Origin of the sequence: Leptolyngbya sp. KIOST-1 (assembly GCF_000763385.1) — a bacterium.
Classification (GTDB): domain Bacteria; phylum Cyanobacteriota; class Cyanobacteriia; order Phormidesmidales; family Phormidesmidaceae; genus Nodosilinea.
Window position 1 is genome coordinate 2744498 of record NZ_JQFA01000002.1, and the last position, 21455, is coordinate 2765952.

Annotated in this window: 14 protein-coding genes and 2 pseudogenes; 10 read left to right on the forward strand and 6 right to left on the reverse strand. The window is 60.9% G+C overall.

All coding sequences use genetic code 11. The annotated features are described in order from the left end of the window. Positions 1 to 343 precede the first annotated feature (343 nt). Both NF78_RS12260 and lepA read right to left on the reverse strand, forming a co-directional pair. On the reverse strand, positions 344 to 826 hold the full coding sequence (locus NF78_RS12260; protein WP_318655465.1) for a hypothetical protein: 483 nt from the start codon (positions 824 to 826) through the stop codon (positions 344 to 346). Positions 827 to 1006: 180 nt separating this feature from the next. Then, complete coding sequence (lepA, locus tag NF78_RS12265; RefSeq protein WP_035986712.1) at positions 1007 to 2812, reverse strand: translation elongation factor 4; 1806 nt, start codon at positions 2810 to 2812, stop codon at positions 1007 to 1009. A gap of 320 nt (positions 2813 to 3132) precedes the next feature. On the opposite strand from lepA, the gene NF78_RS12270 reads away from it, so the two are divergent. The 4 genes from NF78_RS12270 to NF78_RS28215 all read left to right on the forward strand — a co-directional run bounded on the left by NF78_RS12270 (position 3133) and on the right by NF78_RS28215 (position 8298). Beyond that, a complete protein-coding gene (locus NF78_RS12270; protein ID WP_035986713.1) occupies positions 3133 to 3366 on the forward strand; it encodes a hypothetical protein in 234 nt (77 codons plus the stop codon). Between the two features lie 180 nt (positions 3367 to 3546). After that, positions 3547 to 5322, forward strand: a complete 1776-nt coding sequence (locus tag NF78_RS12275) for an ATP-binding protein (RefSeq protein ID WP_263970587.1) — start codon at positions 3547 to 3549, stop codon at positions 5320 to 5322. Between the two features lie 59 nt (positions 5323 to 5381). Next, positions 5382 to 6722 (forward strand): AAA family ATPase, encoded by a 1341-nt coding sequence (locus NF78_RS12280; protein WP_052050253.1) that lies wholly within the window; start codon positions 5382 to 5384, stop codon positions 6720 to 6722. After that, on the forward strand, positions 6691 to 8298 hold the full coding sequence (locus tag NF78_RS28215; protein WP_052050258.1) for a tetratricopeptide repeat protein: 1608 nt from the start codon (positions 6691 to 6693) through the stop codon (positions 8296 to 8298). Before NF78_RS12280 ends, NF78_RS28215 begins: the two co-directional genes overlap by 32 nt. A 263-nt stretch (positions 8299 to 8561) precedes the next feature. On the opposite strand, the gene NF78_RS12290 is transcribed toward NF78_RS28215, so the two are convergent. After that, the gene (locus tag NF78_RS12290; RefSeq protein WP_035986720.1) at positions 8562 to 9410 is read right to left on the reverse strand and encodes a prephenate/arogenate dehydrogenase; all 849 of its coding nucleotides are present in this window, start codon (positions 9408 to 9410) and stop codon (positions 8562 to 8564) included. Positions 9411 to 9584: 174 nt separating this feature from the next. Here NF78_RS12290 and NF78_RS12295 point away from each other — a divergent pair, with 174 nt between their 5' ends. The 4 genes from NF78_RS12295 to mrdA all read left to right on the forward strand — a co-directional run bounded on the left by NF78_RS12295 (position 9585) and on the right by mrdA (position 15924). Next, positions 9585 to 11147 carry a helicase C-terminal domain-containing protein gene (locus NF78_RS12295; protein ID WP_035986722.1) on the forward strand — a complete coding sequence of 521 codons (1563 nt, stop codon included), beginning with the start codon at positions 9585 to 9587 and terminating at the stop codon, positions 11145 to 11147. Between the two features lie 172 nt (positions 11148 to 11319). Continuing rightward, on the forward strand, positions 11320 to 11535 hold the full coding sequence (locus tag NF78_RS12300) for a DUF2839 domain-containing protein (protein ID WP_035986725.1): 216 nt from the start codon (positions 11320 to 11322) through the stop codon (positions 11533 to 11535). Between the two features lie 139 nt (positions 11536 to 11674). Beyond that, positions 11675 to 13822, forward strand: a complete 2148-nt coding sequence (locus NF78_RS12305) for a hypothetical protein (RefSeq protein WP_035986728.1) — start codon at positions 11675 to 11677, stop codon at positions 13820 to 13822. Positions 13823 to 14133: 311 nt separating this feature from the next. Next, a complete protein-coding gene (gene mrdA / locus NF78_RS12310) occupies positions 14134 to 15924 on the forward strand; it encodes a penicillin-binding protein 2 (protein WP_035986730.1) in 1791 nt (596 codons plus the stop codon). A 148-nt stretch (positions 15925 to 16072) separates the two neighbouring features. Here the strand turns inward: mrdA and NF78_RS33460 are convergent. Next, positions 16073 to 16186 (reverse strand): annotated as a pseudogene (locus NF78_RS33460) (hypothetical protein); the annotation flags it as partial. After that, positions 16147 to 16401, reverse strand: a pseudogene (locus NF78_RS32955) (ArsR/SmtB family transcription factor); the annotation flags it as partial. The pseudogenes NF78_RS32955 and NF78_RS33460, both read right to left, overlap by 40 nt. Before the next feature lie 246 nt (positions 16402 to 16647). Between NF78_RS32955 and dxr the strand changes: the two are divergent. Both dxr and NF78_RS12325 read left to right on the forward strand, forming a co-directional pair. Further along, entirely contained in the window at positions 16648 to 17841 is a 1194-nt protein-coding gene (gene dxr / locus NF78_RS12320) for a 1-deoxy-D-xylulose-5-phosphate reductoisomerase (protein ID WP_035986731.1), read from the forward strand. Positions 17842 to 17846: 5 nt separating this feature from the next. Further along, positions 17847 to 18050 (forward strand): hypothetical protein, encoded by a 204-nt coding sequence (locus NF78_RS12325; protein ID WP_035986733.1) that lies wholly within the window; start codon positions 17847 to 17849, stop codon positions 18048 to 18050. 3 nt (positions 18051 to 18053) lie between these two features. Here NF78_RS12325 and NF78_RS12330 read toward each other — a convergent pair whose 3' ends face one another. Then, on the reverse strand, positions 18054 to 21419 hold the full coding sequence (locus tag NF78_RS12330; RefSeq protein WP_035986735.1) for an alpha-mannosidase: 3366 nt from the start codon (positions 21417 to 21419) through the stop codon (positions 18054 to 18056). Positions 21420 to 21455 lie beyond the last annotated feature (36 nt).

A 21455-nucleotide genomic window follows, 5' to 3' on the forward strand; every position in this document is an offset into this window, starting at 1 on the left:
ATTTCTCGGTGCTCGGCCCCCTAAATCCCCCTATTCAGGGGGACGTGGAAAGCTCTTGCTCCCCCTATTTTTTAGGGGGGGGTGGGGGGCCTTCGAGGGCAACTTTCCCTCAAGTTTGTTACGAAATGTGGATTTCGCCATTGGTATCAAAGTTGGGGGACTTTGACTTTCCGGCACCCCCAAAATTGAGGGCTGGGGGGCCTTTGGGGGCAACTTTTCCAGGAGTATTTTGCAGATTGTTGATTTCGCCAACAGCATCAGCGGAGCGTAACCCAACGGCAGTCAGCCCGGTTGGGTTATGCTAGCGCGCCACCCAACCTACGAATTTAGGCTTGACAGAGCACTAGCTCCCCAGGGCTTCGTCCAGAGTTTGCCGGGCTTCCTCGGCCTGGGCGCGGGCTTCTTTGAAGCGCAGATTGCTCTGGGCAAAAGACTTGAGGACCTTAAAGCCGTCCTTCAGCTCGCTCAGCTGGTCCTCGGTCATGGGGTCGTCGGTAAACAGCAGGTCAACCAACTGCCGCACCTGGAGCGCTTCGTCCCGGCTGGCCTGTACCTTTACCTTGAGGGTAGCCAACTGGTTGAGCACCTGAATGGCCTCTACAACGGCATCCTCCTGCTGCTGCACGGCGGCAGAACTGGTGGGAGGCTGGACTTCGACCAGCTGTTCGGCGCTAAAGCCATCGGCTAGGGCGGTGGGCAGAGTGCCCTCGTCCAGCATGGCCATGAGCTGATCGAGCGCCTTTTCACGAGCTTTATGAGAGTCTTTGCCCGATACCGTAAGTACGACATCCGGACTTTGAGCCAGGGTGTATTGAACCATTGACATAGGTCGTGTGTACTATGACAGTATACACGACCTGGTCTGCCACAGCGCAGGAAACAGCTTGGGTTGTGGGCATTGCAATCAGCCGTAAATATGCTCAATCGCAGGTTCCCTAACAGGACGATATTCCCAGTGTAGGCCAGAGGGATAGAGCCAAACATAGGCCAATCTTTCTACCTGGCCTTAGGTCAGCTTGAGCACCGCCATAAAGGCTTCCTGAGGCACATCAACGGTACCAACGGCCTTCATGCGCTTTTTACCCTTGGCCTGCTTTTGCAGCAGCTTTTTCTTCCGCGAGATATCGCCGCCGTAGCACTTGGCCAGCACGTCTTTGCGCAGGGCCGGAATACTCTCGCTGGCGATAATGCGGCTACCGATCGCCGCCTGGATGGGAATCTTGAACTGGTGGCGAGGAATCAGTTCCTTCAGTTTTTCAACCAGGGCCTTGCCCACGTAGTAGGCCTTGTCACGGTGCACAATGGAGGCCAGCGAATCGACCGGGTCGCCGTTGATCAGCACGTCGAGGCGCGCCAGGTGGTTTTCGCGGTAGCCAATCAGGTGGTACTCCATACTGGCGTAGCCCTTACTGCGCGACTTCATCTGGTCAAAGAAGTCGGTAACGACCTCGGCCAGGGGCACCTCGTAGATCAGGGTAGTGCGGCCCTGGGCCAGGTATTTCATGTCTTTGAACTCGCCCCGGCGGTTCTGGCACAGCTCCATCAGCGCCCCCACGTATTCTTCGGGGGTGATCATGTCGAGCTGCACGTAGGGCTCCTCGATTTTTTCGCGGGCCTGGGGGTCGGGCAGGGTGCTGGGGTTGTCAATTTCGAGCACCTCGCCCTGGATGGTGGTGACCTGGTAGATTACCGAAGGGGCAGTGGTAATCAGGTCGAGGTTGTACTCCCGCTCCAGGCGTTCCTGCACAATTTCCATGTGCAGCAGGCCCAAAAAGCCGCAGCGGAAGCCGAAGCCCATAGCGCTGGAGGTTTCGGGCTCGTACTGGAGGGCGGCGTCGCTGAGGCGCAGTTTTTCCAGAGCTTCGCGCAGTTCTTCAAACTGGTCAGACACCGTGGGAAACAGGCCGCAGAACACCATCGGTTTGGCTTCAGCGTAGCCCGGCAGGGCCTCTGCGGCTGGGTTTTGCACCAGGGTGATGGTGTCGCCCACGCGGGCATCTTCCACGGCTTTGATGGAGGCGGCAAAGTAGCCCACTTCCCCAGCGTGGAGTTCTTCGACCTGCACCTGGGTGGGGGCCAGCACCCCCAGTTCGTCAATTTCGTACTCTTTACCCGAGGCCATCAGCCGCACTTTGTCCTTGCGGCGAATGGTGCCATCCATCACCCGGAAATAGACAATTACGCCCCGGTAGCTGTCGTAGTAGCTGTCGAAGATCAGCGCCCGCAGGGGCTCGGCCACGGTGTCGGCGGGGGGCGGCACCAGGTAGACGATGGATTCTAGAATTTCGTCGATGCCCACCCCCTGCTTGGCGGAGGCGTGAATGGCACCGCTGCAGTCGAGGCCAATGATGTCTTCGATTTCCTGCTTGATGCGATCGGGTTCGGCCCCCGGCAGGTCAATCTTGTTGAGAACGGGGATGATTTCGAGGTCGTTCTCCAGGGCCAGGTAGACATTGGCCAGGGTTTGGGCCTCGACCCCCTGGGAGGCATCCACCACCAGCAGTGCCCCTTCGCAGGCGATGAGAGAGCGAGACACTTCGTAGGAAAAGTCCACGTGCCCAGGGGTGTCGATCAGGTTCAGCACGTAGTCTTTGCCGTCCTGGGCCCTGTAGTTCATGCGGGCGGCCTGAAGCTTGATGGTGATGCCCCGCTCCCGCTCCAGGTCCATGCTGTCGAGGAACTGCGCCTTCATTTCGCGATCGCTGACCGTGCCGGTGCGCTGCAGCAGCCGGTCGGCCAGGGTCGATTTGCCGTGGTCAATGTGGGCAATGATCGAAAAGTTGCGAATTTGAGAGACGGGAACCTCTGTCATACAAGACTTACCAGTGGCAAAGGGTTTACAGACTTTAATATTGTAAGCCCTGGCCCGGACGAATGCTCGTGCGGGGAGGGAGCCGCCAGCGGCAGGCCAGTCAAATCGCCGGGCGGGGGGAGTCACGGCACGATGAAGGTTGTTTGAAGCAGGGGTGGAAAGGCGTAATATGGATCGGCCCAGCCGCTAAACTTGTTATGTCAAGATCCTCAGACCTAATTGCCGTGGGGGATAGGAATGACCGCCCTAAACCTGCTCACCCTAGGGCTTAGACTGAAGATAGTTACACCATCACCGACCTGGCAGTCAGGTTAATCACTATGCAAAACTCTGCCTCCCCTGCCGGCGAACGGTCGGCGGAAAAAGTTGATCTCTCCGTCCAAATTGACAAAGATCTGCTAGACCAGGTGAGCCATCTCAGCTCTGACCCCAGCAAAGTTATCGATGTCGCCCTGAGGCAGTGGCTGCGCGGCGATCGCCGCTACGAAGACGATCTGGTGCGCCATCTGCCCCGCAACCCGACGGTGCCCCCTAAGGGCGAGTGGAACGACTAGGGGAATGGGGTGCAGGGTATCGGGCCGCCCATGAGATCTGAAACCTGAAAGCCTGCACCCCTCTGACACCCTAAACCTTTCCAATTCCCTCCCAACTAGAGCCATCCGGGCAGTCGGTTGGTTAACATGGGAACGTTCTGGCTCCATACCCCTATGCGATCGCCACGTTCCACGTCTGCTTTGGCTACAGATAGCCAGACGAATGATTCCTCCGCCTGGATTATGGTGCTGAACCCCAGCGGCACTGTGGAATCGGTGCAAACGGTGGGTGACAGGGCCCTGCCGGCAACGCTGACCGCCAGCTGGGTAGGGCGATCGCTGGGCGAAATTGTCTCCTTTGCCAATGCCCAGGCCCTGACCCAGGCCCTCAACACCCTGGCCAACCGCCATAAAACGGTACAGATCCCCGGTCGCTGTCCCCTGGGGTCCCACAGCCTCGACATGCAGTGGATCCTTCAACCCCTGCTCGGCCCCGATGGCGCGCTGTTTCGAGTAGCCGCAACCGGCTATCTGGGCAATCCGCAGGGTTTAACCGACAGCCCCTGGCTCCAGAGCGGCAATAGTACCCTGGGACCGACCGCCGAAATTTGTACCCAACTTCAAGTTTACTCCCCCCGGCTGAACCAGATTACCCGCAACGTGCGCTGGACCCTCGATCTGGAAATTATTCGGCAGCAGACCGTGGAGGGTCTGGGAGACCTCTTTGGCGTCGATCGCTGCCTGGTCTTTAGCTGCGATGCCGCCCCCAGCCTGCCCCCCGAAGCCGCCACCGTCGCGGCCGAATACCTGCGATCGAGCGAGTTGCCCCTGCTGCAGGGGCAGGTCTGGCTGGTGGCCGAGACGCCCTGCCTCAGCGGGGCGGCCCAGTCCTCGGGGGCTGTAGTCCCTCCCCGACAGCCTGCCGACCCCGCCACCGTTGCGGTTGCCACCCGCTACCAGAGCACCATCAACGGCTTCATTGTGCTTCACGATCGCCCCGATCGCCTCTGGTCGGAGGTCGAGCTCAACCTGCTCACCGATCTGGCCGATCAGGTGGGCACCGCGATCGCCCACGCCACTCTGTTCAGCGACAGCCACGCCCTGGCCATCAAGCTGCAGCAGGCCAACGCCAGCCTGATGGAAAAGCAGCGCGAGTTTCAGGAGGCCCGCCGCCAGGCCGAAGAGGCCCGCCGCCAGGCCGAAGAAGCCTCCCGCCTCAAAAGCGAGTTTCTGGCCAACACCTCCCACGAGCTGCGCACCCCCCTCAACGGCATGATCGGCTTCCTCAAGCTGGTGCTCGACGGTATGGCCGACGACCCCGCCGAGCAGGAAGATTTTATTGAAGAGGCCCACAAGTCGGCCATTCACCTGCTGCAGCTGATCAACGACGTGCTCGACATCGCCAAGATCGAAGCGGGCAAAATGCAGATCGAAATGGGGCCGATTAGCCTCAAGGAACTGCTGGCCGACCTGGAAAACTTTATGCGCCACCAGGCCGACCAAAAGGGCCTGAATTTTGAGATTTTGCTCCCCGCCACTCGCGACGACATCACCGTCAACGGCAATTATCAGCGGCTGCTCCAGGTACTGATGAATCTGGTAGGCAATGCGATCAAGTTCACCCACGAGGGCGGAATTACCATCAGCGCCGAGGTGAAGCCGCAAAAGGTGGAGCGCCAGGGCAAAACCTGGCCGGGGCTGGTGAAAATTAGCGTCGCCGACACGGGCATCGGCGTATCGCTGGAGAAGCAGGACCGTCTGTTTCAGAGCTTTAGCCAGGTAGATGGCGATCGCACCCGCCAGTATGGCGGCACTGGCCTGGGCCTGGCCATTTCCCAGCGCCTGGTAGAGGCGATGGGCGGCGTGGTGCAGTTCATCAGCATGGGGGAAGGGCTGGGCTCCACGGTTACCTTTACGGCCCTGCTCTACCAGGAACCCGTGGTGATCGACAAAGAGCCGGTGTACCCGCCGAAGTAGACGGGGTGTCGCTTCAGCGTTTGCGGTTACGATAAGGCTGTCTTTGCAACATTGCCGCTATGGTCAGTGAACGCGCTACCACGCTCAAACAAGCCTTTCAGGTCTGTGAACTGGGGGCGCTCACAGGGACGGCCATCGATCGCTACTACGTCGATCTCTCCGCTGTGCGCAGCGCCCAATCGATCGCCAGCGTCAGCAAGCGGATCGATTATCTTGACCCAGGCCAGCCCGCCGCGATTCTCTTTACCGGGCACCGGGGCTGTGGCAAGAGCACCGAGCTGCAGCGCATCAAGCGCCGCTGGGAGCTGGCGTACAACGTCATCTACATCAAAGCCACCGACGAGCTAGACATCAACGACGCTGACTACAAAGACATTTACCTGGTGATCGTCAAGTATCTGACCCAGGCCCTGCAAAGCTGGGGATTGGCCAGCGATCCGGCCCTGGTTAGCGCCTTTGAAGACTGGTTCAAAGACATCACCCAGGAAACCGAGCGGACCAGAGAAGCCGCTGTGTCTGTGGAAAGTAAGGCAGGTGTGGGCGGCGGCATCCCCAATTTGCTGACCATGTCTGTCAACCTGCTGGCTCAGATCAAGGGATCGGAGAAACGCAAACGACTGATCCGTGAAAGCTTGCAGCAGGGCTTTTCACGCCTGCAAGAGCACACCAATGCCCTGCTGGCCGATGCGTTTGAAAAACTGAAGCAAAAACAGCCCAACACCAAAGGCTTTCTGTTCATCTTCGACAACCTCGACCGGGTACCGCCCCAGGTGGGGGAGCACCTATTTCTCAAATATGCCAATCAACTGGCGGAGCTGCACTGCACGGTCATCTACACCGTCCCGATTTCGGTCATCTACTCGGGCAATAACTACGCCAACGTCTTCGGCGACCTCAATGTGATGCCCATGGTCAATATCTACCAGTTCGACCGGAACCAGGCCGAATTAGCCCACAACCCCGATGGTCTAACCGCCATGGTCACTCTGATTGACAAGCGGATCGACACTGAACGCCTATTTGAAACCCCAGACGTGCTGCTGAAACTGGTGCGGCTCAGCGGCGGGCACGTGCGCCAGCTCATGCAGCTAATTCGCACCGCCTGCTTGAATGCCCAGGGCGGCCAAATTTCGGCCACGGATGTGGAACGCGCCGCCGCTAAGGAGCAAAACCACTTCGAGCGCTTTATTCCCAGCGACCACTACCCGGTGCTGGTAGATATCTACCGCAATAAGGGAGTGCAGCTCGATCCGGCGGCTCAAGCTATGATGCAATCAATGCTGTTCAACATCACCGTGCTGGAGTACGAAAAGTTGGACGACGACCTGCAAGCCTGGAAATATATCAACCCACTGGTGAGGCGAACTAATGCCTTTCGGGAAGCTCTTCGGGCGCAATAAGCCCTCTCAACCATCGCCAACTTCAAAGCCCTCTCCCCCTGAGCAGGTCGTTTCCCCGTGGGAAGCCCAAAACGAAGACACAATTGCAGAACTGGCCCGATTTATCGACTTTGCCGAAGGCTTTACAATTGGCTTTGTAGAAATTAGCTTTCCTGACGATGTTGATGACCTGCTCAAGGTGTTGCGTCGGCGTCCAGAGTGCCGTCTAACAGAGTTTTACGTCTTGGACTTATCAGACCCGAACCTCACCTACCTACAAGATGAACTGATCCAGCGCATCAATCAGATTGCCCCATCGACGTCTCTCTTGATGACTCCTCAGAGGGTAATTTTGATAAAGGGTCTAGAAAATTCCATTGGCTTATTTGGCGACTATCCACCGGTACTGCAAGACCTTAACTTTGTGCGCGATGCCCTGGCCGATTCCGTGCCCTACCCGATACTGTTTTGCTTGCCCAGTTATGCCATCAACCGGGTGATTAAATTTGCCCCTGACTTCTGGAGCTGGAAATCTGGCTTGTTTAAAGTAAAAAGTGTTCAAAACAGCGAAGACAATGCTTCGATTCGAGCCTTATATGCGACCAAACTTTTAGGTAGCCTTAGCCAGCTTGAACGGCAGGAACGCGTACAGCTTTTAGAACGCTTAGTCCAAGAGTTTTCACCGCTTGAAGGACATCGCCACAAAGACGATTTGCGAGTTTGTGTAAAAGCACTGATTCAACTAGCAGCCATCCATACAAATTTTGATGAATACTCAAAAAGTGAGATGGTTCTAGATCAAACAATAAAAATTCTTGACTCTCCTGACTGGCAACCTGAGAGATTACAAGATGCCGTTCTCCGGCTACAATACTTTAGATGGCGCGGATTTCTAAGTCTACTTTTAGATGATATCGTTGATGCAGAAGCCAGCTTTAAAGCTTCCCTCATAATAAATAATGAGATCAATGAGTTCGAAAAAGGGCATATACTTGAGTTATTAGGAAGGGTAGAGGCGAAAAAGGGCAATCTAGATAAAGCAACTACTCTGTATAAGCAATCCTTAGCTATAGCAGAGCAGATCAGTAATGCAGGACGAAAAGCCGCAACTTTGCATTCTATGGCTGAACTTCAAGCTATGCAGGGGCAAAAAGAGGAGGCGATCGCGCTCTTTCAGCAATCTTTAGAAATCTATGATTGTATCGGCAATGTCCAAGACAAAGCCAACACTCTGCACAAACTTGCCAGCATCAAAGCGCAACAGGGCCAGATGGAGGAGGCGGTTGCGCTCCTTCATCTGGCCTCAGACCTCGAAGAGCGCATTGGTAACGCTCAGGGCAAAGCCAACACCCTGCATACACTTGCCAGTATCAAAGCGCAACAGGGCCAGATGGAGGAGGCGATTGCGCTCCTTCAGCAGTCTTTAGAAATCTTGGAGTGTATCGGTTCCCCCGATGCCGCCACGGTGCAAGCCCACCTTGAGCAAGCTCAAACCCAGGTAGAGGAGATGGGTTTAGCTAACGCCATCGCTGAGGGTGAAGAAACCGATTTTGTCGATGAATCTGATATTCAACCTCTTCTTAAGGGCGAAGCATAAGGTCAGATTCAGAGGTACCTTTAAGCCCGACATTCCGCAGGTTGACAAATAATTTTTGATATGGCTTGATTTTGAGGCAACTGAAAGCCTTGGCAAATGGCGATCTCAGTTTTCGGAGCCTTTCGCCCAAACGATTGAGAAATATTAAGCTGCCGCTTGCGTCAGCAAACTGCTCTTTTGCCAGGATCCTCTAGCTAAGAGGCTTTCGGCGATCGACGTGGGCAATGACAGTAAAAAATGATCGTCAACCTGCGGAATGTAAGTTAAGCAGGTTTGATATAAGCAGGGCGAGTAGTTTGGGCTTGAGTCAGGGCATTGTGTAATGCGTCCCAATCTTCAGCGGTAATCAGAATTTTGATCTGCTCTAGCTGCTGCTGATACTGGGTTAGGGATTCCAGCAGCGCCACCCGGTTATGGCGGGCCATCAGCATTCCCAGCTCCGGTACGCCGCCGCCGACCCGGCTGGTGTCTTGAAAGCCGGAGCTGGCAAGGGTTTGAGCCAGGGCCAGAATAGCGGGGTCAGCTTCCCCCTGGCAGGCGAGGATGAGGCTGCTGCTGACCATCACCGGCAGGTGCGAGATCCAGGCGACGGCGCGATCGTGCTGGTCGGGGTGGCACTGGCAGAGGTTCGCCTGTAGGGAAGCGGCGATCGCCCGCACCCGCTCCAGTGCCGCCGGGTTCGTGGCCTCGGTGGGGGTCAGCACGTAGGGGCGACCGGCAAACAATCCCGCCTCGGCCACCGCCAGCCCCGCCTCCGCCTTGCCCGCCATCGGGTGCCCGCCGACAAAGTTGGGCCACAGCGCCTCCATCGCCGGGACAATGTCCCCTTTTACCGACGCTACATCGGTGATTACCGCCTCCGGGCTCAGGTGAGGGGCGATCGCCTTCGCCGTGGCCGCCACCGCATCGATGGGGGTGCAGATGAACACCACATCGGCCTCGGCCACCAGGGCCAGATCGGTACCGGCTGCGGTGACGGCACCCATGGTCAGCGCCTGCTCAGCCGTTTTCGCGCGGCGGGCAATACCGACGACAGGATGACCGTACCGGCTCAGGTCGAGCCCCAGCGATCCGCCAATCAGGCCCAAACCAACAATGGCAATCCGTTCCATAGCCGTACCCCCTCCCACAGCGCACCCTATCAGCATATCGGCGGAGGGATACCCGGAGACCCCGGCGAGTTATCTATGCGACAATAGACGCCTGTGGTTTGAGCGGCAACCTCCCGCCTGCTCCAGTCGTCAACGGTTCAGCTCATTCTTTCTAAAGGCAGCGGCGTTTCCCCTGTGATTGAGGCCCAAGTACACCAACAACTGCGCGCCCTGCTGCGGGAATGGGGAGAGCCAAGCTGGCCCCACCACCTGACCCTGGCGCGGCTTGTGGCGCGGGCGCTGCGGCTGGGTCGCAGTGCCCTGCTGCAGGTGGGCGGGCTGTCGGCCTACCAGGGCGAATACCGCCTCAGCTACCTGATTGCGCTGATGATGTGGCCTGGGCCCGCCATTGTGGTGGCTCCAGAGGCGACCGCCCAGCGCCTGCTGGTGGCTGACCTGCCGCGCCTGCAGGAAAAGCTGCGGCTGCACAAGCCCGTACACCGGGGCGATCGCTGGCCCGGCGATGGCTTTAATGGTTTGCTGATCACCACCCCCGAAGCCTGGCTGGGCGATCGCCTCAACCGCGAGGGCCAGTTTCCCGACGGCATTCCCACCCTGATTGACGATGCCGACCACCTGGAGCAGTGGGTGCAGCAGCAGCTCACTGTCGACCTTGGCCCCCTCGACTGGAACCAGCTGGCCCTGGCCTACCCCAACCACCAGCGGCTGATTCAAGATACCCACGTGGCCCTCACCCACACGGCCTTTCAGCGTCCGGCCAACCCCTACCAGCGCTACCTGCTAGACGAGCAGGACTGCCAACAGCTCCAGCGCTTGCACCAGGTGCTGACCGCCAGCCGGATGGCCTCCACCGAAGGCCCCATGCCAGCGCCGTGGGAACGGTTTTGGCAGCAGTTCAACCCGCCGGACCACCTGCTGTGGTTTACCGTCGATCGCGATCGCGGCCGTATGGGGCTGCACTGCGCCCCGGTCAATCTGGCTTTGCCGCTGGAATCCCTGTGGTCGCGGCAGCCGGTGGTGCTGATTGGCGCGGCCCTGGACCCCGAGCCGGGGGCCGACAACTTTCGCCAGCGGCTGGGGCTGGGCGATCTGACCTGCCTCCAGTTCACCCCCAATCGCCAGCACGACGCCATTCAGCTCTACCTGCCCACCCACCTGCCCCTGCCCAACACGCCGCAGTTCCAGGGCGTGCTGCACCAGGAGGTCCGCCGCCTGCTCAGCCGTAGGGTCGGGCCTGACCCTCACCTTGAGGCGGAGCCCGACGACGGCTCGGTTCAGCCCAGTTTTACCGTCATTTTGCTGGACGACTTGCCCCTCCGGGGTCAGCTGGGGGCGACCCTGGCGGGGGAGTTTGGTTCGCGGGTGCAGGTGGAGCAGACTGCGATCGCCCACCACGGTATTTTGGTCAGCGGCTGGGGCTTTTGGCAGCGGCACCGGGCGCTGCTGCCGCCCCCCACCCTGCTGATTGTCGCCACCCTGCCCCTGCCCTCCCTAGAAAACCCGATGGTGGCGGCGCGGGTCGCCTTTCACAAACGCCGACGGCAGGACTGGTTTCGGCTGTACCTGTTTCCTACGGCGGTGACCGAGTTGCAGCGGGCGATCGCCCCCTCCCGCCAGCACCAGGGCACCGTGGCCCTGCTGGATACCCGCGTCCACTACCGCAGCTACGGCGGGCAAATTTTGGAGGCGCTCAGTCCGGCAGCCTGCACGCGATCGCTGCCGCTGGACTGGGGCTAGGAGTGCCCATCCGAGCAATACAGTTCGGGGCCAGGAGCCTGCCAAGGAACTCGCAGGCGGGGTTAGATTACATTCTTTGAATCCTGAATCGTCTACCCCAGATCCCTCGCCCAGGTCGCGTAGGATTTAGTTCAGTATGGAGTAGTAGTACCGAACGGAGCGACGTAGACCCGTGGGCGAATCAAAACGACGCAAAGAGCAGCTGGGCGAAAAATATGGCCAGGCAGAACCTATTCTGCCCTGGCTACCCATTACCAAGGAGCAGTCGCAGCAGTTTGTCAAATGGACCACCCGCGGCGCCTGGGGGGGCATCATTTTGGTAATCGCATTTTGGATCACCCTGCGGTTTATCGGCCCTGGGCTGGGCTGGTGGAGCCTAGCCGACTGAGGCGCCAAATCTCAAGGTTTACACACATACAGGGAGCCAAATGCCCCGTTCCCGCTAAAGAAACATAATGAGTGGTTTTTGTCTTCCATAAATTCTAGGTAGAGTTAGGGGAGGTGGTTGCGCGGGAGTTTACGGAACTATGCTGAGCCAACAACGGCAGTCTGGCCCCCAGCGGGGAGAGTCTTTGATCGATGGGGTCGCCAAGGACTTTAATTTGGTGATGGATGGGGACGAGGCAGCCCTCTCCCTGCCCGAAATTTTGACTCCATCGGCACCCAAGGGCGGTCAGTCGTGGCGATTGCTACTGATCTCGCTCCTGAGCTGTGGAGCCGCTAGCACGGCAGCCTTTGGCGCATTTTTATGGCTGATCAACCTGCCGCCCACCGCCAACTGTGAAAATACCGCCACGGTAACTACCGATCGCGCCCAGCTCTTCTGTGCTCAAACCGCGGCCCAATCAGGCGAATTGACCGATATTCTGGCCGCCCTCGACTTGGTGGGCGGCTGGACGGCAGAACACTCGCTCCACTACGAGGTGCAGCCCCTGGTGGACCAGTGGTCACGGGTGGCGCTGCAGGCGGCTGAACAGGAGCTGCGCGGTAACGGCAGCATGGCCGAGGCCAAGGCTCTGGTGGGCCATATTCCAGCCCACAGCCCGGTGTTTGCCACCGCAGAAGCTACCCTCGGCGGCTGGCAGACGGAGTGGGATCAGGGCGAGGCCATTCTGGCTAAGGCCCAGACGGCCCTCCAGAAACAGGACTGGGGAACAGCCACCCAGCAGGTCCAGGCCCTGGCCGAACTCAAGAATTCCCACTGGCGGGTGGAGCAGGTATCGGCTCTCGCGCGCCAGATCCGGCAGGAGCGCCAGGCCCGGCAGCTGCTAGCGGAGGCGATCACCACCGCAGAGCCTGGGGGCAGCGATCGCCTGGGGGCTGCCCTGCGCACCGCCAGCAAAATTGGGGAGAACACCTACACCCGCCAGCAGGCCCAGCCCTACCTCGATCGCTGGAGCGACCTACTGCTCACGTTGGGGCAGGACAAGTGGTATGCCTCTGAGCTGGACGCCGCGATCGCCCTGGGGCGCAGTGCCGCCCTCAACCCCAACCGGGCCAAGCCCGCCCAGGAGCTGATCTGGATCAGTCAGGCCCGCCAAATGGCCCAGCAGAGCCTGACCACCTGGCGCACCGCCCCCGACCAGCTGGTCACCCTCTATCGGGCCATGCTGCTGGCCAACCGGCTGCCCCCCGACAGCCCCTACTATCCCCAGGCCCAATCCAGCGTGGCCACCTGGCGCACCCACCTGAGCGAGCTGACCCGCCTCCAGACGGCCCAGGCGATCGGGCAGGTGCGCGATGTTAACGCGCTCAAAGTCGCGATCGATCAGGCGGCCAAAGTGCCCCTGGGCCATCCCCGCCGGGTCCAGGCCCAAACCCTGCTCGCCCACTGGCGGCAGGAAGTTGAGCGCTTAGAGGACCGGCCCCAGCTAGTCAAGGCCCACGAACTGGCCAGCGGCAAGACCTACGAAGGACTGCAGGCGGCGATTCAAACCGCCAACGCCATCGCCCTGCCCCGCGCCCTGCGCAGCGAAGCCCAGAGCTGGATCTACATTTGGACCAGCGAACTCCAGGCCATGGAGGATCGTCCCCTGCTCAACCGGGCCCGATCGCTGGCCGCCCAGGGCAACCTCTCCCAGGCGATTGCCGAAGCCAGCGGCATTCGATCCGGGCGATCGCTCTACGACGAGGCCAGCGCCGCGATCGCCCAGTGGCAGGCAGAGATTGCCGCCGCCGAGCGGGCCCGGCTGCGCGCGCTGCAGGAAGCAGCCGCCCGCAGGGCCGCGATCGCGGCCCCCGCCGAGAACATCCCCGCGAGCGTTGAGGCCAGTGATGCTGCCGCCGAGGCGTTGGTGCCGGCAGCGGAGGCCCTGCCCGTGGCCCCCGCGCCTGCGGAGCCGCGTCTGCCGCGTCCCGCCCTGCCCAGCCGGATCGAAACCGTGCCTGGCCCCGCCCCTGGCCCCGCCGAGGCGATCGCCCCGACCCCTGCGGTCCTGGAGCCAGCTACTCCGCCGCCAGCGGTGGTGGCTCCGCCTCCCCTGCGGGCCCCTGCACCCAACCCCGTGCCAGCTCCCCTGGAGGCACCTGTGGCCCCGGCTCCACTGCCTGCCAATTTAGCCCCCGAGCCAGCGCCCCCCGCAGCAGAGCCTCAGGCCACCACCGGGCCTAGGGTGTCGACCCAGCCCCAACCCGAAGCGCAACTTCCCCTGCCGCTGGGCTGGACAGCCGCATAAGGCTAGCGGCTCCTGACGCGGCTACCACCCCGTGATAACGGCCTGACTAGAGGCATAGCCGCTTCCGGGTGACCGCAGCCAGCCCCGACTGGTGAGTGGGCTGTGCTCCCACAGTCCCATAAAGGCCCAGGGTGATACCCTAGCGGGTCAGCACCGCCGCTGACATGACAACCTTGCCCCATAGATCCCCTGGGTCGATATAAAATGGTGACTGGCCAAATTTGCCGGGCGGGCCGCACCGGGGTCAAGCTCAGCGGTCAGGGCCTTTTTAGCGGCAGCCCTCCACCCTCTGACCTGGACTAGGTTAATCTATGGCTCTCCTCCAAAAATTGCCCCAGGTGCCCGACACGCTGCGGGGCCGCACCGTAGGCCGCAGTTTTCAGGCCGTGTTTTTGCTGGCGCTGATCTCGGCGCTGCTGGTCGGAGCCTTTGGGCTGCGGTTGTTTCAGCTTCAGGTGGTGAACGGCGATCGCAACCGCCAGCTGGCCGATACCAACCGCATTCGCCTGGTGCCCAAACGTCCGGCCCGAGGCACGATCTTTGATCGCAACGGCAAAATTCTTGCCGGTAGCCGCCTATCCCATACCGTATCGGTCTGGCCCATTGCCCTACCCCGCCACCAGTGGCCTGCGGTGATCGACCGCCTGGCGCAGGTGCTGAACGTGCCTCCCGCCGAAATTCAGTCGCGCTTAGAGCAGGCGGGCTACGAGTCGATTGAGTCGATCACCATTGCCCAGGGTATTAGCCCTGCCCAGGCCACCGCCCTGGCCGAGTACACCAACGAGCTGCCCGGGGTGCGCCTAGAAGCCGAAGCGGTGCGCAACTATCCCAACGGCGACCTCGCCGCCCACGTCCTTGGCTACACCGGCGAACTCACCGACGAGCAGCTCAAAGCCCGCCTCGATCAAGGGTACCGGCTGGGTGATGTAGTGGGCCAGATGGGGGCTGAGGCCGCCTTTGAGCGGACTCTCCGCGGCGCCTGGGGTGGGCAACAGGTCGAGGTTGACAGTTCCGGGCGCATCATCAGTATTTTGGGCGATAAGCCCGCCACCGCCGGTCGAGATCTTCAACTCACCATTGACCTGGAGCTCCAGCGGGCCGCAGAGGCCGCCTTGGGCGATCGCAAGGGCGCGATCGTCGCCATGGACCCGCGCAATGGCGCTATCTTAGCGATGGCTAGCTGGCCCACCTACGACCCCAATATTTTTACCGCCCGCATCAGCGAGGCCCAGTGGCAGCAGCTCCAGGGAGTTGATAAGCCGTTCTTAAACCGATCGCTGCAGGCCTTTCCGCCCGCCAGCACATTTAAGGTTGTCACCACGGTGGCCGCGATTGAGTCGGGCCATTACTCGCCGAATACAGTGCTATCGACCTCTGGCTACATTCAGGTAGGGGGCATTCGGTTTGGCGAGTGGAACCGAGCCGGCTTTGGGCCCCTGGGCTTTACCGGGGCCCTGGCTCAGAGTGCCAATACCTTTTTCTACCAGGTGGGGATGCGCATCGGTGGTCCTACCCTGATTGAAACGACCCGTCGCTTTGGCTTTGGCCGCAAAACCGGCATTGAGATTGGGGCTGAAGAAAGCGCTGGCCTGGTACCCAACGATGCCTGGAAGCGCGAAACCCTAGATACCCCGTGGGTGCCCGGAGATACCATCAATATGTCCATCGGCCAGGGATTTATGCGGGCGACGCCGCTACAGGTGGCTAATATGTTCGCAGTCGTGGCCAACAACGGCTACCGGGTCACCCCACACCTGCTCAAAGACGGTGAGGAGCACCGCAACTGGAAAGAATCGCTCGAACTGAGTAACGCCACCATCGATGTGTTGCAGCGGGGGCTGCGACAGGCGGTTGCCAGCGGCACTGCTCGAGCCCTAAATGTCTCTCACATTCCTCCTGTGGCGGGTAAAACCGGCACCGCCGAGGCACCGCCCGGGCCGTCTCACGCCTGGTTTGGCGGCTACGCCCCGCTAGATAACCCCGAAATCGTGGTCGTGGCCTTTGCTGAAAACAGCGGTGGCGGCGGCGGCGGCATAGCTGCCCCGATGGCGCTCCGGGTGTTAGAAGCCTACTTTGGCTATGAGCAAGAAGCCGCTGAATAGGGCGGCCTAGGGGCTGTGCTGCTGCATTCGCAAAATCAAGGGTTGCAGCCCCTAGCTTATCTGTTGGGTAGGGCGTGGCAAGGCTTAATACTCGGGACTTTTCGCCTCAATTGATGACACGCCCTAGGTGCGGCTAGCGAGGCTAAAGTTACGAAAGTGCTGGGCCTGGGCCTCGATGCGGCAAGCCAGGCGATCGCAGACCATGCCGCAGAGGTCGAAAATAAGCTCGTCGGCTACGCTGTAGTAGGCGGAGGTGCCCTCGGTGCGGCGGCTCAAAATGCCCGCCTGCAGCATGACCTTCAAGTGCTTGGAAACGTTAGCCTGGCTGGTTTGAGTGGCGTCTACCAGCTCCTGGACGCACTTTTCTCCCCCCCGCAACAGATTGAGAATCCGCAGTCGCATGGGCTCGCTCAGCACGCTAAAGTACTCAGCCACTTGCTGCACGACTTCAACTGAAACCGGTTCTACAGGATCCATCAGGGTTAGTAGGTAGGCTCGTGTGTGCGAACGATGCTCAGTAATCTTAACAACTATTTTATTTTGGCAGCTATCAATAGCGATACAGTCATCAAATCTTGTCAATTGTTTAGGAATGATCCCCGTGGGGTTCCGATTGGAACCAGGGGCCGGGATGGAGGGTAGGCGCTTAGGTTTAGATCTTGGGCCAGGGGCCGTACCGTGAGATTCTTTAAAGACAACGTTCACTCACCCCTGAGGACTGCCGTGAAAGCCATCACCCTGCTAGGTTCAACCGGGTCTATTGGCACCCAAACCCTGGATATTCTGGAGCACCATCCCGACCAGTTCCGCCTGGTGGGCATTGCTGCGGGCAACAATGTCGACCTGTTGGCCCAGCAGGTGCGCCAGTTCAAGCCAGAGGTGGTGGCCATCTGCAACCCCGACAAGCTAGGTGACCTGCGGGCAGCCCTGGCTGGGCTTGACCCCATGCCCCAAATTTTGGCTGGGGACGATGGGGTGGTAGAAGTGGCTCGCTACGGCGATGCCGAGGCCGTGGTGACCGGGATCGTTGGCTGCGCCGGGCTGCTGCCCACCCTGGCCGCGATCGAGGCGGGCAAGGACATTGCCCTGGCCAACAAAGAGACCCTGATTGCGGGTGGTCCTGCCGTGCTGCCCCTGGTCGAGAAGCACGGCGTCAAGCTACTGCCTGCCGATTCCGAGCACTCGGCCATTTTTCAGTGTTTGCAGGGGGTACCTGCGGGTGGGCTGCGGCGCATTTTGCTGACCGCCTCGGGGGGTGCCTTCCGCGACTGGCCCACCGAACGGCTAGCCCAGGTGACGGTGGCCGATGCCCTCAAGCACCCCAACTGGTCCATGGGCCGCAAGATCACCGTTGACTCCGCCACGCTGATGAACAAGGGACTGGAGGTTATCGAGGCCCACTATCTATTCGGCATGGACTACGACAACATCGACATCGTTATCCATCCCCAGAGCATTATTCACTCGCTGATCGAGCTGCAGGATACCTCGGTGCTGGCCCAACTGGGCTGGCCCGACATGCGTTTGCCCCTGCTCTATGCCCTCTCCTGGCCCGATCGCATCTACACCGACTGGGAGCCGCTGGACCTGGTCAAGGCGGGTGACCTCACCTTCCGCGAGCCCGACCACGCCAAGTACCCCTGCATGGACCTGGCCTACGCCGCCGGACGAGCCGGGGGCACCATGACCGCAGTGCTCAACGCCGCCAATGAGCAGGCCGTGGCGCTGTTTTTAGACGAAAAGATTCACTTTTTGGAGATTCCCAAGGTGATTGAGGGGGTGTGCGATCGCCACCGCTCTCACAATGTGGTTCAGCCTGGGCTGGCCGATATTCTGGCCGCCGACCAGTGGGCCAGGGCTGAGGTGCTCAGCGTCAGCCAGAGCCTGGCCCTGGCCAACTTTGTTTCGCTGGGGTAGGCATCGTGGAACTGCTGATTGTCCTGGGGGCGATTGTCGTCGTGGTGGTGGTGTTTGGCTGGCTGTTTAAGCTGGTCAGAAACACCATTCAAACGGTGCTGCTGGTCGCCTTTTTGCTACTGGCACTGTATTTTCTGTTTGGCATTGGCCCCGGTGTTGTGTGGGAGCAGATCCGGGCCTGGCTTGGGGGCTGGTGGGAGAGTAGGTAGTGGCTAGGGCCGAGGCACCAGGGCCAGGCTGACGACCTGCCAGGGGGTGACCATAGCGGGTAGCGGGTTGTCCTGGTGCTGCTCCAGCAGATCGACCGGACCAAGCATGTGGACGGGCAGAATGCCGCCCAGGGAGAGGGAGGCGCTGGTGCCGTTGCTCTCGTAGAGGCGCAGAATATAGCGATCGTCCCGGTCTTCTGACTGCTTCAGGGCGGCCAGCACCAGGGAACTGTCGCCCAAATTGAGCCAGCTAGCGGCTGTGGGACCTGACGATGGTGTAGCGGTCGAGCCAGCTAAACAAGCCTGAATCGGGATGTTGAAACTGCGGGCCGCCTGAACGGTTTTGGCCTGGGGCCAGCCCTGGGCGTGGGGGTAGATGGCGTAGCTGAAGGTCTGGAGGCCGCGATCGCAGCCCGGATCGGGCCAGACGGGCGCTTTCAGCAGGGTCAGCCGCAGCTGGCTGGGGGTGGCATCAAACCCGTGCTTGTAGTCGGTGAGAAGACTCACGCCCCGCTCACCATCACTCAGATCGGCCCAGCGCAGGGCGGGCACCTCCCACTTGGCGGCGTCCTGGGGGGTGAGGGGGGCGGTGGCGCGGGCGATCGCGCCAAAGGGCATCTCGTAGGTGGCCTCGGCCGCAGTCACCGTCAGCGGAAAGGCCGCTTTTAGCACCACCTGGGTCTCCTGCCAATCGACCTGGGTGTGGACCGCCAGTGCTGGCGACCCAACATCCAGGCTGTAGTCCTGGGTGATGGTGGACTGATTGAAGGTCTGAACTACACGCAGGGTTTGCCGCACCGGACCGTGCTCCACCCAGTAGATCTGCTTGAGGCGAAAGTTCTCCAGGGGATGGTCCTGGTAGTCGGGGGCGATGTTCCAGGCATCCCAGTACTGGCCCTGGTCCTTAAACACCTGGAGCTGATTTCCACAGCCGTGGAAGGTTTCGGTACCCGTGGGCTTATGAAGCAAACTGGCGATGGCCCCAGTCGAAGGATCAATTCTGGCCCACAGGTACTCGTTCTCCAGCACCCAATCGTCGGGCCGGGCCGTGGGCCCTGGACCCTCCGCAGGCACGAGCCAGATCAGTCGGTAACCCACCGAGGGTATGGCGGGAACGTCAATCAGCAGGGACGGCGACCCATTCGAGCCTGGTTGGATCAGCAGCGGCAGGCCATCGGCATCCTGGGCCTGCCAGGGGGACTGGGCCAGGGCAGGGGAAAGGGCGATCGCCACCACCTCCCGCCGCTCCCAGCTCAGCGGGTTGAACAGCACCACGGGCACGGCGTCTGGGTGGGGGGGCGAGGGGACAGGGCAGCGCTGGGCCAGGACGGCGAGGGAAGCTTGCAGAACGCGATCGCCCGTCGCCAGCGCCGCCGCCCACTCCTCGTTGGCCTGCTCAAACACTTCAGGAATCGAGGAGCCCGGCAAAATATCGTGGAACTGGTTAAACAGCACCCGCTTCCAGGCCGCCTCTAGTTCGGCCTGGGGGTAGGGCTGCAGGCCATAGATTGCGGCGATCGCGGCAAACAGCTCGGCCTGAAACAGGATGTCTTCGCAGCGGCGGTTGTACTGTTTCTGGTCGCCGTGGGTGGTGTAGCAGCCCCGGTGGAGTTCGAGGTAGAGTTCGTCGCGCCAGAGGGGTAGAGGGGTGGGTGAGAGGGAGGGTGGGAGGGTGGGAGGGTGGATGGGGGGATGGGGGGATAGGTGGGAGGGTGGGGGGATGGGGGGGTGGGGCGATGGAGAGAGACTGATTGTGGCTTTGGGAGGCGTTGCGTCTCTGTTCGCAGAAGGGTGGGTGAGGGCGTCGAATAGGGGGGCGGCGTGGTCGAAGGTGAGGCTGGGGAAGAAGGGGGAACTGGCCCAGCGGCGGGCTTTGAGCAGCATGTCGCGGGTGGGGCCGCCGCCGTGGTCGCCGACGCCGGGCAGCCAGAGGGCGTCGGTGCAGCCAGTGTTGGACTCCCACTGGCAGGCGTACTGGGCCATGGGGACGGGGTCAATGTCGGTGCCGATGGGGGGTAGGGTAACGGCGGTGATCTCGCTGCCGTCGGGTCCCTGCCAGGTAAACAGGTCGTGGGGGAAGGGATTGGTGTCGTTCCAGCGCAGCTTTTGGGTGGCGAAGTAGCGAATGCCGCCCTGGGTCAGGAGCTGGGGCAGCTGCCAGCAAAAGCCAAAGGTATCGGGCAGCCAGGCGATCGCGCTAATAGCCCCAAATTTCTCGGCGCAGTAGCGCTGGCCGTAGAGAATCTGACGGGCGATCGCCTCTCCCCCCGGTAGATTCAGGTCGGGCTCTACCCATAGTCCGGCGTCGATCGCCCAGCGCCCCGCCTTCACCTGCTGCTGAATAGCGGCAAACAGGTCGGGGCGATGTTCCTCCAGCCAGGCAAACAGGGCGGGGGACGAGTGGGTAAAGGTCAGCTCAGGAAAGTCGTTTTGCAGCGCCAGCACCGAGCGAAAGGTGGCCTCGGCGGCGTCCCAGGTGTCAGCTACTGGCCACAGCCAGGCCAGATCGAGGTGGGCGTGGCCCAGGCAGTGCACCCTGCGCTGCTTCAGCCAGGGAGAGAACTGGGCCAGGGCTGTGCGCAGGGCGAGCAGGGACTGGTGAAAGCGATCGCGGAGCGTGTGCAGTGCACAATCGCGATCGCGGCGCGTCTCTGCAAGAGAAAGCATGTGCAGGGCACAATCGCGCGTTTCCTGGCGAACCGAATCGGCCTCAGCATCCGCATGGGTCGCAGATTTATCAATCGGGGTCCAATCAATACCGCTTAACGCCCTCGCCACGGAATCCAGCTTTTCGGGCTTAAACTGAGCCAGGTAAGTGGCCAATACCGCCAGTTCGTCGGCCACAAACCCCGGCTCCGGACAGGTGCCCTCCACCGTTTCAAACACCAGCTGTGCCTGCACCAGTGCCCCCTGGTCATGGCCAGGGCTGAGCAGCCGGAGGGAGACATCCACCCCCTCCCCTGGCACAACACAGTCAGTTAGCACAATGCGGGTCCAGCAGTTGAAAATATCCCCCGACTGCACCAGCTCACCGTTAATAAAAATATCGGCCTGGTGAGCCCACCAGCGCAGCGCCAGGCGTGCCGTCAGCCCCTCCAGGGGGTAACCATTGAGGTCGGTGGGCCAGGTCAAGCGCTGGTGCAGCCACAGGGGCACCTGACCTTTTGGCCATACGACGTAGCCGCGATCGTCAAGGGCGGCCAGGGGCCAGGTTGACCAGTGATCCGCCGAGGGGCTTGACGGTCCTGCTGAGGCCCCCAGGGAACCGTGCCAGGTCGATCGCACATCCTTTTGGCTCAGGGTACGCAGGCGATCGAGGATGGTTAAGATCGCCTGGGGAGGGGTGGGGCAAACGGTGGCGGGGGGCATGGCTCCGGTATGATCAAAAGCAGTCCCCCCAGTTTA

Bases quoted from the DNA above. Each gene is read 5' to 3' on its own strand.
- NF78_RS12305 (WP_035986728.1), top strand. From the start codon at position 11,675: ATGCTGAGCCAACAACGGCAGTCTGGCCCCCAGCGGGGAGAGTCTTTG.
- mrdA (WP_035986730.1), top strand. From the start codon at position 14,134: ATGGCTCTCCTCCAAAAATTGCCCCAGGTGCCCGACACGCTGCGGGGC.
- NF78_RS12280 (WP_052050253.1), top strand. From the start codon at position 5,382: ATGGTCAGTGAACGCGCTACCACGCTCAAACAAGCCTTTCAGGTCTGT.
- NF78_RS28215 (WP_052050258.1), top strand. From the start codon at position 6,691: ATGCCTTTCGGGAAGCTCTTCGGGCGCAATAAGCCCTCTCAACCATCG.
- NF78_RS12270 (WP_035986713.1), top strand. From the start codon at position 3,133: ATGCAAAACTCTGCCTCCCCTGCCGGCGAACGGTCGGCGGAAAAAGTT.
- NF78_RS12260 (WP_318655465.1), bottom strand. From the start codon at position 826: ATGTCAATGGTTCAATACACCCTGGCTCAAAGTCCGGATGTCGTACTT.
- lepA (WP_035986712.1), bottom strand. From the start codon at position 2,812: ATGACAGAGGTTCCCGTCTCTCAAATTCGCAACTTTTCGATCATTGCC.
- NF78_RS12330 (WP_035986735.1), bottom strand. From the start codon at position 21,419: ATGCCCCCCGCCACCGTTTGCCCCACCCCTCCCCAGGCGATCTTAACC.
- NF78_RS12290 (WP_035986720.1), bottom strand. From the start codon at position 9,410: ATGGAACGGATTGCCATTGTTGGTTTGGGCCTGATTGGCGGATCGCTG.